Source organism: Leclercia sp. LSNIH3 (assembly GCF_002935105.1).
In the GTDB taxonomy this organism is placed as follows: Bacteria; Pseudomonadota; Gammaproteobacteria; order Enterobacterales; family Enterobacteriaceae; genus Enterobacter; species Enterobacter adecarboxylatus.
Genome location: NZ_CP026387.1, coordinates 812900 through 827754, shown reverse-complemented (window position 1 = coordinate 827754; position 14855 = coordinate 812900). Strand labels below are relative to the sequence as shown.

General features: G+C 57.4%; 11 protein-coding genes and 1 pseudogene. 6 read left to right on the top strand and 6 right to left on the bottom strand.

Going from position 1 to position 14855, the window contains the following annotated elements:
* Positions 1 to 121 precede the first annotated feature (121 nt).
* Positions 122 to 379, bottom strand: coding sequence for a hypothetical protein (locus tag C3F35_RS26620; protein WP_146054029.1), 258 nt, complete (start codon positions 377 to 379; stop codon positions 122 to 124).
* Positions 380 to 792: 413 nt separating this feature from the next.
* Between C3F35_RS26620 and C3F35_RS04050 the strand changes: the two genes are divergently transcribed.
* Entirely contained in the window at positions 793 to 1206 is a 414-nt protein-coding gene (locus tag C3F35_RS04050; protein ID WP_103791993.1) for a hypothetical protein, read from the top strand.
* Between the two features lie 6 nt (positions 1207 to 1212).
* Positions 1213 to 1395: pseudogene (locus C3F35_RS04045) on the top strand (carbohydrate porin); the annotation flags it as partial.
* A gap of 75 nt (positions 1396 to 1470) precedes the next feature.
* Here C3F35_RS04045 and infA read toward each other — a convergent pair.
* The 5 genes from infA to trxB all read right to left on the bottom strand — a co-directional run bounded on the left by infA (position 1471) and on the right by trxB (position 7297).
* Positions 1471 to 1689: a translation initiation factor IF-1 gene (gene infA / locus C3F35_RS04040; protein WP_001040187.1), complete on the bottom strand. Its 219-nt coding sequence runs from the start codon at positions 1687 to 1689 to the stop codon at positions 1471 to 1473.
* Positions 1690 to 1975: 286 nt separating this feature from the next.
* Positions 1976 to 2680 (bottom strand): leucyl/phenylalanyl-tRNA--protein transferase, encoded by a 705-nt coding sequence (gene aat, locus C3F35_RS04030; RefSeq protein ID WP_103791995.1) that lies wholly within the window; start codon positions 2678 to 2680, stop codon positions 1976 to 1978.
* Positions 2681 to 2727: 47 nt separating this feature from the next.
* Positions 2728 to 4449 (bottom strand): heme ABC transporter ATP-binding protein/permease CydC, encoded by a 1722-nt coding sequence (cydC, locus tag C3F35_RS04025; RefSeq protein WP_103791996.1) that lies wholly within the window; start codon positions 4447 to 4449, stop codon positions 2728 to 2730.
* Positions 4449 to 6215, bottom strand: coding sequence for a heme ABC transporter permease/ATP-binding protein CydD (cydD, locus tag C3F35_RS04020; protein WP_032617334.1), 1767 nt, complete (start codon positions 6213 to 6215; stop codon positions 4449 to 4451). Before cydD ends, cydC begins: the two co-directional genes overlap by 1 nt.
* A 113-nt stretch (positions 6216 to 6328) precedes the next feature.
* Positions 6329 to 7297, bottom strand: coding sequence for a thioredoxin-disulfide reductase (trxB, locus tag C3F35_RS04015; RefSeq protein ID WP_032617336.1), 969 nt, complete (start codon positions 7295 to 7297; stop codon positions 6329 to 6331).
* Positions 7298 to 7847: 550 nt separating this feature from the next.
* On the opposite strand from trxB, the gene lrp reads away from it, so the two are divergent.
* From lrp to rarA, 4 genes are all read left to right on the top strand, one after another.
* Positions 7848 to 8342 (top strand): leucine-responsive transcriptional regulator Lrp, encoded by a 495-nt coding sequence (gene lrp, locus C3F35_RS04005; protein WP_000228469.1) that lies wholly within the window; start codon positions 7848 to 7850, stop codon positions 8340 to 8342.
* Between the two features lie 133 nt (positions 8343 to 8475).
* A complete protein-coding gene (ftsK, locus tag C3F35_RS04000; protein WP_103791997.1) occupies positions 8476 to 12699 on the top strand; it encodes a DNA translocase FtsK in 4224 nt (1407 codons plus the stop codon).
* A gap of 132 nt (positions 12700 to 12831) precedes the next feature.
* Positions 12832 to 13446: an outer membrane lipoprotein chaperone LolA gene (gene lolA, locus C3F35_RS03995; RefSeq protein WP_103791998.1), complete on the top strand. Its 615-nt coding sequence runs from the start codon at positions 12832 to 12834 to the stop codon at positions 13444 to 13446.
* Positions 13447 to 13455: 9 nt separating this feature from the next.
* Complete coding sequence (rarA, locus tag C3F35_RS03990) at positions 13456 to 14799, top strand: replication-associated recombination protein RarA (RefSeq protein WP_077227500.1); 1344 nt, start codon at positions 13456 to 13458, stop codon at positions 14797 to 14799.
* The last annotated feature ends 56 nt before the right edge of the window (positions 14800 to 14855 follow it).

Genomic DNA, 14855 nt, shown 5'->3' with positions numbered 1-14855 from the left:
GGGGGCTTGCCGCCGCCCCCTTAACAATCCCGGCTCCCGGCAAAGAAAATCGCCGCTTCGCGGTGCCCTCAGCTTATTCCGCCAGGCTTTCGGGTCGGGCACCAGCCTGCATCCCTGCAGGCTATGCCCTCTCGGCGCGTCCCTGCGCCTCGCCCCGGCCTTCCGGAAACGCTTCGGCGATTTTCAGCCGGACCAGGTCATCGCTGGGAGTGTTGAGGCAAATCTTTGCCGCTGTCATGGCTGCATGCTCGATCGGTTCGGAAAGGGTTAAGATGCCTTCTCGGCGCGTCCCTGCGCCTTGTCCGGCCTTGCGGAACGCTTCGGCGATTTTCAGCCGGACCAGGTCATCGCTGTGAGTGATGAAGCAAATCTTTGCCACTGTCCTGGCTGCATGCTCGATCGGTTCCCTCTCCCTTGAGGGAGAGGGTTAGGGTGAGGGGGAACCGCGCGCACGATCGTAAAATTTTGCGAGGCGTTATCCAGAATTTCAACAGGGATATTGCTGGATAAAACCCCAGTATTAGAATGGCGATGCACCTGCAAAATCAGGTGCCAGGATTGGCGTCCTGACCTAACTCCAGAAATGATGTTGCATTCGCAACCATCAGCGGTTTCGTTCACTCTTTTGGAAGCTGCGGATATAATCCGCATATTCAGATTATGGTGGGCTGGGCCTGGGCTTCTTTGAAGCGCCGATTTTACTGGGATGTTAGTCGGTACGCCAACCTGGTTCAGTCCACCGCCTGAGTTGGCGTTCGGGTGGTCAGTATATTATTTACGGAGATTATAATTATGGATAATTACAACATCCCCCAGCTATACAGCGAACTCGAACTCAATACGCCAGATCTCTCCACGCTTGCCGCGCGCTGCAACCTGCTCACCGAAATTCTGGTCGATTGCAATTCGCTGCCCCAAACACAGCCCATCTGCCGCTGCCTTGCTGCATATCTGGACGCATTCAGAAGTGAGCTGGAAAAATCAATGACCGATTTCCGCGTGCTGGAAGAGGATGAGATCCCACCGATGCACAAACAGGAGTGGTTACTCGACAGCACCGAAGCCCAGTGCAATTACTGCCGGGCGTTAAACCATGTGCTGCTGGTGTCGCATTTCGACCGCGATATGTTGCCGCATCTTACCGGCCTGCTGTACGAGATCAGCCATGCGATGCTGGCCGATCTGACCGTGGTGCACGTCCACTGAGTCGGTGCCCCAACGTTGAAGGTAGGCAACGTGTTTGATATCAAGGCGCGGCGGGAGAGCCGTCTGTTCGCGACCTTAATGAGCTGGGATAAAGAGGATCGGAATGCCATCAATGATGACTTCGGCAGCGCAGGCTTTACTGCGGGCGGGACAGGGAATGTTGGCATGCAGACTGAAATCGGGTGTTGACCTCTGCTGAATAAAAAAAGGCCGGGATAACCCGGCCTTTAGTATTCTCTCTACGCCATTTGCGGCGAAAAACTCTTAGCGACTACGGAAGACAATGCGGCCTTTGCTCAGGTCGTACGGGGTCAGCTCAACAGTCACTTTGTCGCCCGTCAGAATACGGATATAGTTCTTACGCATCTTACCGGAGATATGCGCGGTAACAACGTGACCGTTTTCCAGTTCTACGCGAAACATGGTGTTAGGCAACGTTTCAAGAACGGTACCCTGCATTTCAATATTGTCTTCTTTGGCCATCTAATCCTCTGGGGTATCACTACCAAGTTTTGAACCGGCAAGATAATGCCGAAATTCATCAATTAAGTAAAGATTTGCGCGTTTAAAACGCAGCAAAGCAGTTTCAGCGTATTACCCGGACGTCACGGTTCGACCGTACGAAAAGCGCATACGTAAAGGGGAGGTGGCAGGATAAACGATAGGGCGTTATCGGATGCGAACTATTCCCAAACGGCGGCGGGGCAACAGGCAGAACCTACTCTGCGGCAGAATTATAGCACCTTGAGGAAAAATATGCGGAAAACATTTATCCCTGGGGCGTAAATAACGTCGCAGGCACCCAGAAGTTCTGCGGTAATTTTTGCATTCGCAGAGCGGCCAGCTGCGTCAGATATTCATGGCGGGAGATCTCAATCGCCCCCAGCGAGGCGGTATGCTCGTTCAGCACCTGGCAATCAATCAGCTTGCCGCCGCTACGGGTAAAGCGATCGCAGAAAACCAGGAGCGCAGTTTTAGACGCATTCACGGCGCGGCTGAACATCGATTCACCGCAAAAGAACGTGCCCTGAGCCACACCATACATGCCGCCCACCAGATCATCACCCTGCCATACCTCAATGGAGTGGGCGTAACCCAGCTCGTGCAGACGATGATATGCATGGATCACCTCCGGGGTGACCCAGGTGCCTTCTGCGCGATCGCTGGCACAGCCTTCGATCACCTGGCCAAACGCATGATTGAGGGTGACGCGATAGGGGGAGTGGGCGTGAAACCGTTTCATGCTGCGACTGAGATGAAACCGTTCAGGCCACAAAATAGCGCGCGGGTCAGGCGACCACCATAAGATCGGATCGCCGGGCGAAAACCACGGGAAAATACCGCGCTGGTAAGCCATTAATAAACGTGACGGGCTGAGATCGCCGCCCAGGGCCAGCAAACCATTAGGTTCGCGCAGCGCCCCTTCCGGGGAAGGGAACGCAAGAGAATGACGAGAAAGCTGGACCAGGCGCATGACAACACAACTCCAGTACGCGAAGTGGGGATCGGTTCAAATATAGACTACAGACGTTGTTTAAACTGGTAGTAACGACCCTGTTTTGCCAACAGTTCTGCGTGACTACCTTGCTCAATAATCTTTCCGTTGTCCATCACAATAATTTGATCAAAATCCGCCAGTCCGCGCAGGCGGTGCGTCACCATCAGCACGGTTTTGCCCTGCATCTCTTTTTCCAGTAAATCAAGGATTTGCCGTTCTGTTGTTGCATCCAGCCCTTCGGTCGGTTCATCCAGCAACATCAGCGGGGCATTGTGCAGTAGCGCGCGGGCAATCGCCAGGCGACGCAGCTCACCACCGGAAAGCTGACGGCCTCCTTCACCGAGCCAGCTGTTCAGACCTTCATCGTCCAGCAGCTTGTGCAGACCGACCTTTTCCAGCATCGCACGTAATTCGTCATCAGCGGTTCCCGGCGCGGCTAACAGCAAGTTATCCCGCAGGGTGGCGCTGAAAAGATGGACCCGCTGCGGCACTACGCTCACTGTTTTACGCAGCGCTGGCTCGCTCATCTCTTTGAGAGGCATATCGTTAAACAGGATCTGGCCCTGAGCCGGATCCCAGGCCCGGGTCAGCAGCTGCAGCAGAGTCGATTTCCCGCACCCTGTACGGCCCAGCACCGCAACGTGTGCGCCTGCGGGGATCGTCAGATTGATGTTGTCCAGCGCTGGTTGCGCCTGCCCGTGGTAAGCAAAGCTGACATCTGCCAGACGGAGAGCCAGTTGCTCAGGCACGTCTGTTGCGGCGGTACTGAATTGCACTTCCGGCTGCTGACCTGTGATCTGGGTTATACGCAGCGCGGAGGCCACCACCTGGCCGAGATGCTGAAAAGCCCCGGTCACCGGAGCCAGCGCTTCGAACGCCGCCAGCGCACAGAAGACAAACAGCGCAATGAGCGGCCCCGGCTGGGTATTATCCCCCACACCGCCGGAGGCCAGCCACAGCATCGCCATCACGGCAATACCGCCAATCAACAGCATCAATGCCTGGGACAGGGCTGTCAGCTCCGACTGTTTGCGCTGGGCTTCATGCCAGTTCAGCTCGGTGTTCTCCATCCGCGCGCGATAGCGGCGGCTGGCGCCAAAAATTGTCAGCTCTGCCTGGCCCTGCAGCCAGCCGGTAAGCTGCTGGCGATATTCGCCGCGCAGTCGGGTCAGGTTTTCACCGGTCGGTTTACCGGCGCGGTAAAACAGCGGCGGCAGCAGACACAGCGTCAGGAGCATGATCCCGCCAAGCACCAGCGCGATGCTGGCATCCAGCAGGCTCAGCCCGAGGGTAACGACCACAATCACCACCAGCGCACCTACCATCGGGGAGATAACCCGCAGATAGAGGTGATCGAGGGTATCGACATCCGCGACAACGCGGTTCAGCAGTTCGCCCTGGCGATAGCGCGCCAGCCCGGCAGGGGAGAGAGGCAGCAGTTTGCTGAAGGTGGTGACGCGCAGGTGCTGCAGCACGCGGAACGTTGCGTCATGGCTGACCAGACGCTCGAAGTAGCGCCCGGCGGTGCGGGTGATGGCCGTGCCGCGCACACCCGCAGCAGGCAGCATATAGTTGAAGCTGTACAACCCGGCAAACCCGGCCACCGCAGAGGCAGAGAGGAACCAGCCGGAGAGCGTTAACAGGCCGATACTGGCCAACAGGGTGACGATGGCCAGCACGACGCCGAGGATCAGCATCCATTTGTGGCGCATATAGAGCGCCAGATAAGGCAGTAAAGCGCGCATTAAATGTCCTCCTGACGGTTCGCCAGCAGGGCCGCAAACGGCCCCTGTGCCGCCGCGAGCGTGGCGTAATTGCCCTGCTCAACAAGCTGTCCATTGTCCATGACCCAGATCTCATCCCAGTGGGCAATGCCCTCCAGCTGGTGGGTCACCATCAGCGTGGTTTGCTGCTGTGAAGCGGCATCCAGCGCCAGCATCACGCGCTGTTCACTGTGCGCATCAAGGCTGGCGGCGGGTTCATCCAGCAGTAACAGCTGGCAAGGGTTGAGCAGGGCGCGGGCCACAGCGATACGCTGCGCCTGGCCGACGGAAAGCCCCGCCGACTGATCGCCGACAAGGGTATTCACCCCGTCAGGCAGCAGGGGAAGGAATTCACTGACCCAGGCGCGATCGAGCACCGACTGCAGCTCTTCATCGCTGGCATCCGGGCGTGCCAGCAGCACGTTTTCACGTAGCGTGGCCGCCGGAAGCTGCGGGTTTTGACCCACCCAGCTCAAATGGGTGCGCCATTCATCAGGATCGAGCGCTGACAGCTCGGCCTGGTTGATGCGCAGCGATCCGCTGTAAGCCATAAAACCGGATAACGCATTCAGCAGCGAGCTTTTGCCGGAGCCGCTGGTGCCGACCAGCACCACGCGCTGACCTGCCGCGAGGGTGAAGTTCAATGGCCCCGCCAGCACCTTACCCTCCGGCGACAGTACGCAAAAATTCTCTGCTTCAATGCTGACCGGTTTGCTGGTGTTGAGAGTCACGTCCCCACGCTGCGGATGGGCCAACGGCGTTTCAAGGAAGGTTTTCAGGCTGTCAGCTGCGCCCACGGCCTGGGCCTTGGCGTGATAGAAGGTGCCCAGATCGCGCAGCGGCTGAAAGAATTCCGGGGCCAGAATCAGGGTCAGGAAGCCTGCCGAGAGGGTCACGGCAGTGCCGTAATGACCAAAATCGAGAGCGCCCAGGTAGGAGAAACCAAAATAGACGGCGACCAGCGCAATCGACAGGGAGGTAAAGAACTCCAGTACCCCGGAGGATAAGAACGCCAGGCGTAACACCTCCATGGTGCGCTGACGGAAGTCCTGTGAAGCGTGGCGGATGTTGTCAGTTTCGGCTTCACCGCGACCAAAAATGCGTAGCGTCTCCATGCCGCGCAGGCGGTCAAGGAAGTGGCCGCTAAGACGCCCCAGCGCCAGGAAGTTGCGGCGGTTGGCATCGGCGGCACCCATGCCGACCATCGCCATAAACAGTGGGATCAGCGGGGCGGTGCCCAACAGGATCAGCCCTGCAACCCAGTTATAAGGGAAAATCGCGAATACGATCAGCAGAGGCACAAAGACGGCCAGCGCCATCTGCGGCAGATAGCGGGCATAGTAATCATGCATATCGTCGATTTGCTCAAGGATAAGCGTCGCCCAGCTGCCGGCGGGTTTGCCCTGAATCCAGGCGGGGCCAGCTTCCTGCAGCCTGTCGAGCACCTGGCGGCGGATTTCGTAGCGAATATTCTGCCCGGCGTGAAAACCCACGCGCTCGCGTAACCAGACCACCCAGGCACGCAAAATAAAGACCAGAATCAGCACAATGAAAGGCAGTAACAGGGCCTCACGCGGAATGTTTTCCATGATCATATGATTAAGAATGCGGGCCAGCAGCCATGCCTGGCCTACAATCAACACACCGCTGATAAACCCTAGAAGACGGGAAATATTCAGCCAGCGGCGGGAAAGAACGCTTTGCTGTTTAAGCCAGCGTGTTAACTCTTGTTGACGGGTTTTTTCCATTGCGTGCTTTGCAGGTGATGTTATTAGGTATTGGGCACGGCAATGTTACATCGCAGAGACAATAAAGGCGACTTATCGCCGCCTTTTTTACGTTTGTTGCTGATTTGTAAAAATTATTTGCTCTGATCGGCCAGTCCGTCGAGATAACGTTCTGCATCCAGCGCCGCCATACAACCGGTGCCCGCAGAGGTGATCGCCTGACGGTAAATGTGGTCCATTACGTCGCCCGCAGCGAACACGCCCGGGATGCTGGTCTGGGTGGCATTGCCGTGGATGCCGGACTGCACTTTGATGTAGCCGTTCTCCAGCTCCAGCTGACCGTCGAAGATCGCGGTGTTCGGGCTGTGGCCGATGGCAACAAACAGACCTGCCACTTCCAGCGTTTCGACATTGTCGGTGTTCCGGGTATCGCGGATACGCAGACCCGCCACGCCCATCTGATCGCCGGTCACTTCTTCCAGCGTGCGGTGAGTGTGCAGCACGATGTTGCCGCTGGCCACTTTGTCCATCAGACGCTTGATCAGGATTTTTTCCGCGCGGAAGGTATCACGGCGGTGAATGAGATGGACTTCAGAGGCGATGTTCGCCAGGTATAGCGCCTCTTCCACAGCAGTATTGCCGCCGCCGATGACCGCGACCTTCTGGTTGCGATAGAAGAAACCGTCGCAGGTGGCGCAGGCAGATACGCCGCGGCCCTTGAAGGCTTCTTCAGACGGCAGGCCCAGGTAGCGGGCAGAGGCACCGGTCGCAATGATCAGCGCGTCGCAGGTGTATTCCGCATTGTCACCGGTCAGGCGGAACGGACGGTTTTGCAGATCGACCTTGTTGATGTGGTCAAAGATGATTTCGGTATCAAATTTGGCGGCATGCTCGTGCATGCGCTCCATCAGCAGCGGCCCGGTCAGGCCTTCAGGATCGCCTGGCCAGTTTTCTACTTCGGTGGTGGTGGTCAGCTGACCGCCTTTTTCCATGCCCGTAATCAGTACCGGTTGCAGGTTAGCGCGTGCAGCGTAGACCGCTGCGGTGTATCCCGCAGGTCCAGAACCAAGGATTAGCAGCTTACTGTGTTTGGCCGTGCCCATGAGATCCCCATTGTTGTTGGCAGACATTTTCCCGGATTGTAGGGAATTTGTGGTCGTAAAAAAAGGGCGCAGCGATTTTGTTAACGATATGTGTAATAGAAAGCGCCAATCAACGGCAGGGCAGGGAAGGTGATTTTATAACAATAATCATGGCTAATCGCTCGAAACGACGGCGATAAAATGAGGATTAATCCCCGGACGTAATGAATATCCGGCATGTTGTACTAAAAATCGATGTTTTGCTTTGACAATCCCCTGCGCTTTTGCGAAAACATTCAAGGAAGAAAAAAAAACGGTCTTTGTGTAACGCATAGTCATGCACAAAATCACCATTTTTACCGGGTCAGCGAAATCTACGCATGGTGTGGACAGATGCCATTCGTGATGTTGATGGCCGCCTCTGGGCAACGGTCTTCATACCACATAACCCCAATCGAATCGCTCAAACTAAATAACAGGCGATGCGATTAACCGCGGGGAAAGACTCTGAACAGTGAAGTGCACAGGGTCCTGGCAGGAGTTAGGGAAGGAATACAGAGAGACAATAATAATGGTAGATAGCAAGAAGCGCCCTGGCAAAGATCTCGACCGCATCGATCGTAACATTCTTAATGAATTGCAAAAGGATGGGCGTATTTCCAACGTCGAGCTTTCAAAACGTGTGGGACTTTCCCCGACGCCATGCCTTGAGCGTGTGCGCCGACTGGAAAGACAGGGTTTTATTCAGGGCTATACAGCGCTGCTGAACCCGCATTATCTGGATGCCTCACTTCTGGTATTTGTTGAGATTACTCTGAATCGTGGTGCGCCGGATGTGTTTGAGCAGTTCAACGCCGCTGTGCAAAAACTTGAAGAAATTCAAGAGTGTCATCTGGTTTCCGGTGATTTCGACTACCTGTTGAAAACCCGCGTACCTGATATGTCTGCATACCGTAAGCTGCTGGGTGAAACCCTGCTGCGACTGCCTGGCGTGAACGACACCCGTACCTATGTGGTAATGGAAGAAGTCAAGCAGAGCAATCGTCTGGTTATTAAGACGCGCTAACACGGAACAGGTGCATTATCAGCGTACTTTGATTACACTCCTGGTAATCCATACAGCAACAGTGTCGGGCCTCCCGGCACTGTTGTCCGTTTAGCACTCAGGCAGGAATTGCCTGATACCTGGAGAGCCTGTTTTGAGCCAGGAATATACCGAAGACAAAGAAGTCAATTTAACCAAGCTCAGCAGTGGACGTCGACTCCTTGAGGCGTTACTGATCCTTGTTGCTCTTTTTGCCGTCTGGTTGATGGCAGCCTTACTCAGTTTCAATCCCTCCGATCCCAGCTGGTCACAGACCGCATGGCACGAGCCTATCCATAATTTAGGCGGTGTACCGGGCGCCTGGCTGGCAGATACGCTGTTCTTTATCTTTGGCGTGATGGCCTACACCCTCCCTGTCATCATTATTGGTGGCTGCTGGTTTGCCTGGCGTCATCGCCAGAACGATGATTACATCGATTACTTTGCCGTCTCGCTGCGTCTGATTGGCGCGCTGGCGCTGATTCTCACCTCCTGCGGTCTGGCGGCAATTAACGCCGATGACATCTGGTATTTTGCCTCGGGTGGCGTGATCGGCAGCCTGCTGAGTACCGCCCTACAGCCGATGCTGCACAGCAGCGGCGGCACGATTGCGCTACTCTGCGTCTGGGGCGCGGGACTGACGCTTTTTACCGGCTGGTCCTGGGTCAGCATTGCGGAAAAAATCGGCAGCGTCATCCTCAACGTGCTGACTTTTGCCAGCAACCGCACCCGTCGGGATGACACCTGGGTCGACGACGAATATGAAGACGACGACTACGAAGACGAGGAACCGACCACAGAGCGTCGTGAATCCCGTCGCGCCCGCATTATGCGCGGGGCACTGGCGCGCCGTAAGCGCGTGGCAGAGAAATTCGCTAATCCGTTAGGACGCAAGACCGATGCGGCCTTGTTCTCCGGCAAACGGATGGACGACGAGGAAGTGGCATACAGCGCTCGTGGCGTGGCCGCCGACCCGGATGATGTGCTGTTCTCCGGCAACCGTGCGCTGGCCTCCGACTATGACGAGTACGATCCGCTGCTTAACGGCCACTCGGTGGCTGAGCCGCTTGCCGCCGCTGCCGCGGCGACTACAGCAACACAGGCCTATGCTGCCCCGGTTGATCCGGTGACCCCACCAACCCCTTCGATGCCGGATGCCCATCTTCAGCCGCCAGCGGTTGAATGGCATGCGGAACCCGCAGCGCCAGCCGCGCCAGTCTATGCGGAACCACAACCTTATGCCGCCGCGCCGCAGGAGCAGTGGCAGCCGCCTTATCAGCCTGAACCGGTATACGCGCAGCCGCAGTATGAACAGCCTCAGCACCAGCAACCTCAGTACGCGCAGCCGCAGTATGAGCAACCACAGCACCAGCAGCCTCAGTACGCGCAGCCGCAGTATGAGCAACCGCAGTATGAGCAGCCACAGCACCAGCCGCCGCAGTATGAGCAACCTCAGTACGCGCAGTCTCAGTACGAGCAGCCGCAGCACCAGCAGCCACAGCAGCCGCAGTACGAGCAGTCGCAGTACGGACAGCCGCAGCCGCAGCAGTATGAACCGCAGCAAGCTGAGTATCAGCCTGAGCCGGTTGTTGCCCCGCCTGTCGTTGAAGCGCCGCCGGTTGAAGAGGTGAAACCGTCCCGACCACCGCTTTACTACTTTGAAGAAGTGGAAGAAAAACGTGCCCGTGAGCGCGAACAGCTTGCGGCCTGGTATCAGCCGGTGCCAGAGGAAGTACAAGAGCCAGCCCCGGTAAAAGCTGCTGAGATCCCATCGGTACCGGTTCCGGCCGTGGAGCCTGCGTCCGTTGTCGCCCCTGTTGCGGCGAGTGTGCAGCAGGCCACAGCCGCAGGTGCCGCTGCGGCCAGCGCTGCTGCACCTTTATTCAGCCTGGCCACCAGCGGCGCGCCGCGTCCGCAGGTGAAAGAGGGTATTGGCCCGCAACTGCCGCGTCCTAATCGCGTGCGCGTTCCCACCCGCCGTGAACTGGCCTCGTATGGCATTAAGCTGCCTTCTCAGCGGATGGCAGAAGAGAAAGCCCGTGAAGCCGGACGGCAGCAGTACGATGATGAGCAGTACGAAGACGATGCTGACGAAATGCAGCAGGATGAGCTGGCGCGCCAGTTCGCCCAGCAGCAACAGCAACGTTATGGCGATGAGTATCAGCCTGAGCCACAGCAGTCTCAAAGTCAGGTTGACGAAGATGATGCCGCCGAAGCGGAGCTGGCTCGCCAGTTTGCCGCCACGCAGCAGCAGCGTTACGCCGGTGAACAACCGACAGGGGCGAATCCATTCTCGTTGGCGGATTTTGAATTCTCGCCGATGAAAGATCTGGTGGATGATACCCCGAGTGAACCGCTATTCACGCCGGGCGTGATGCCGGAAGCCGAGCCGCCGCGCCAGGCCTATACCCCGCCTAAGCCCGCGGTGGCACCGGCGACCGTGCAGCCGCAGCACCGCGCAGCGCAGCCACAGCAGTATGCACAACCTGCTCAACCGCAGCATGCAGCGCAGCTACAGCAGTATGCACAACCTGCTCAACCGCAGCATGCAGCGCAGCCACAGCAGTATGCACAACCTGCTCAGCCGCAGCACGCAGCGCAGCCACAGCAGTATGCACAACCTGCTCAGCCGCAGCACGCAGCGCAGCCACAGCAGTATGCACAACCTGCTCAGCCGCAGCACGCAGCGCAGCCACAGCAGTTTGCACAACCTGCTCAGCCGCAGCATGTCTCGCAACCACAGCAGTATGCACCGCCGCAACAGCCTGTGATTCAGCCACCGCCTCAGCCGCAGGAGAGCCTGATCCACCCGCTGCTGATGCGCAACGGTGACAGCCGACCATTGCAGAAGCCGACTACGCCACTGCCGTCGCTGGATTTGCTAACGCCGCCACCGACAGAAGTTGAGCCGGTAGACACCTTTGCTCTGGAGCAGATGGCCCGTCTGGTTGAGGCCCGCCTGGCCGACTTCCGCATTAAAGCGGATGTGGTGAACTACTCGCCAGGCCCGGTCATCACCCGTTTTGAGCTGAATCTGGCGCCGGGTGTAAAAGCCGCCCGGATTTCAAACCTCTCCCGTGATCTGGCGCGATCTTTGTCGACCGTGGCCGTGCGTGTGGTTGAGGTTATCCCGGGCAAGCCGTACGTTGGGCTGGAGCTGCCGAACAAAAAACGTCAGACCGTTTACCTGCGTGAAGTGCTCGATAACGCCAAATTCCGCGATAACCCGTCACCGCTGAGCGTGGTGCTGGGTAAAGATATTGCTGGTGAACCGGTAGTCGCCGATCTGGCGAAAATGCCGCACCTGCTGGTAGCGGGTACGACCGGTTCCGGTAAGTCCGTCGGCGTGAACGCCATGATCCTCAGCATGCTCTACAAAGCGCAGCCGGAAGATGTGCGTTTCATCATGATCGACCCGAAAATGCTGGAACTCTCGGTTTACGAAGGTATTCCACATCTGCTCACCGAAGTCGTGACCGATATGAAGGATGCCGCCAACGCGCTGCGCTGGAGCGTCAACGAGATGGAACGCCGCTACAAACTGATGTCTGCGCTGGGCGTGCGTAACCTTGCCGGTTATAACGAGATCATCGCCGAAGCGGCGAAGATGGGGCGTCCGATCCCGGATCCGTACTGGAAGCCGGGCGACAGCATGGATGCCCAACATCCGGTGCTGGAAAAACTGCCTTACATCGTGGTGCTGGTGGACGAATTTGCCGACCTGATGATGACCGTCGGTAAGAAGGTAGAAGAGCTTATCGCCCGCCTGGCGCAAAAAGCGCGTGCGGCGGGGATCCACCTGGTGCTGGCGACCCAGCGTCCGTCGGTGGATGTAATTACCGGGCTTATCAAAGCGAACATCCCGACCCGTATAGCCTTTACAGTGTCGAGCAAAATTGACTCCCGTACCATTCTCGATCAGGGGGGCGCTGAATCGCTGCTCGGGATGGGTGATATGCTCTATTCCGGCCCGAACTCCACCTCCCCGGTGCGTGTCCACGGTGCCTTTGTACGCGATCAGGAAGTGCATGCCGTAGTACAGGACTGGAAAGCGCGCGGTCGTCCACAGTACGTGGATGGCATCACCTCCGACAGCGAAAGTGAAGGCGGCGGTGGTGGTGGCGTTGACGGCGGCGAAGAGCTGGATCCGCTGTTCGATCAGGCCGTTAACTTCGTCACCGAGAAACGTAAAGCCTCTATTTCCGGGGTACAACGCCAGTTCCGCATCGGCTACAACCGCGCGGCGCGTATCATCGAACAGATGGAAGCGCAGGGCATCGTCAGCGAGCAAGGGCACAACGGCAACCGTGAAGTGCTGGCTCCGCCGCCGTTTGAGTAAAACCCCCTCGATTGCAAAGATGGGTAAATCAGCAATAATTAAGCATTTTCTTCTGTCGCCTGCCTGCGGGCAGGTCCAGAATAGTTGACAGAAAACCCCCATTTTCGGGATGACGCTTTGTAAGGACGACCAATGAAAAAAATTGCAATCACCTGTGCATTATTGACCAGCTTCGTGGCCAGCAGCGTCTGGGCAGATGCCGCCAGCGACCTGAAAAGCCGCCTGGACAAAGTCAGCAGCTTCCACGCCAGCTTCACCCAGAAAGTGACTGATGGCAGCGGCAATGCGGTGCAGGAAGGTCAGGGTGACCTGTGGGTGAAACGTCCCAATCTGTTCAACTGGCACATGACGCAACCGGATGAGAGCATCCTGGTTTCCGACGGCAAGACCCTGTGGTTCTTCAACCCGTTTGTTGAGCAGGCCACGGCCACCTGGCTGAAAGATGCCACCAGCAATACGCCGTTTATGCTGATCGCCCGTAACCAGACCAGCGACTGGCAGCAGTACAACATTAAACAGAACGGTGATGAGTTTGTGCTGACGCCGAAAGGCAGTAACGGTAACCTGAAGCAGTTCACCATTAATGTCAGCAATAATGGCACCATCAATCAGTTCGGCGCCGTTGAGCAGGACGATCAGCGCAGCAGCTATCAGCTGAAATCCCAGCAGAACGGGGCGGTTGATGCATCTAAATTCACCTTTACCCCGCCGAAGGGCGTGACGGTGGATGACCAACGTAATAAGTAAGAGGCGTGCGTGAGCAACCTGTCGCTCGATTTTTCAGATAATGCGTTTCAACCTCTGGCCGCCCGTATGCGGCCAGAAAATTTAGCGCAGTATATCGGCCAGCAGCATCTGCTGGCTGCGGGCAAACCCCTGCCGCGCGCCATTGAGGCCGGGCATCTGCACTCGATGATCCTCTGGGGGCCACCGGGTACGGGTAAAACAACGCTGGCAGAGGTCATTGCCCGTTACGCCGACGCCGACGTCGAGCGTATTTCGGCCGTCACCTCAGGGGTGAAAGAGATCCGCGAAGCCATTGAGCGTGCACGGCAGAGCCGTAATGCCGGTCGCCGCACGATCCTGTTTGTCGATGAAGTTCACCGCTTCAACAAGAGTCAGCAGGACGCCTTCCTGCCGCATATCGAAGACGGCACCATCACGTTTATCGGTGCGACCACGGAAAACCCTTCTTTTGAACTCAATTCCGCACTGCTGTCCCGTGCTCGCGTCTATCTGCTGAAATCGTTAACCACCGAAGACATTGAGCAGGTGCTGACGCAGGCGATGGAAGACAAGGCCCGGGGCTACGGCGGGCAGGATATCGTACTGCCAGACGATACCCGTCATGCGATTGCCGAACTGGTCAATGGCGATGCGCGTCGGGCGTTGAATACCCTGGAAATGATGGTCGATATGACCGAAGCCGACGACAGCGGCAAGCGGGTGCTGCTTCCGGCTCTGCTGACCGAAATCGCCGGGGAACGCAGCGCGCGCTTTGATAACAAAGGCGACCGTTTTTACGATCTGATCTCGGCGCTGCATAAATCGGTGCGCGGCAGTGCACCCGATGCTGCGCTCTACTGGTATGCGCGCATTATCACTGCGGGGGGCGATCCGTTGTACGTTGCCCGTCGCTGCCTGGCGATTGCTTCGGAAGATGTCGGTAACGCCGATCCACGCGCCATGCAGGTGGCACTCTCAGCCTGGGACTGCTTCACCCGCGTCGGGCCTGCTGAAGGCGAACGCGCCATTGCCCAGGCGATTGTCTATCTGGCCTGTGCCCCGAAAAGCAATGCCGTGTATACCGCGTTCAAAGCCGCGATGTCTGATGCACGTGAGCGCCCTGACTACGATGTCCCTGTCCACCTGCGTAATGCCCCGACCAAACTGATGAAAGAGATGGGCTACGGCCAGGCCTATCGTTATGCCCACGATGAGCCGAACGCATACGCTGCCGGGGAGGAGTATTTCCCGCAGGAGATGGCACAAACACGCTATTATCGCCCGACAAACAGAGGTCTTGAGGGCAAGATTGGCGAAAAGCTCACCTGGCTTGCCGGACAGGATCAAAATAGCCCTATAAAACGCTACCGTTAGAACGATCGTTGCGGTAAGGTTGACGGGAAACTTCAGTGACCGCAGGCTGCGGTCAT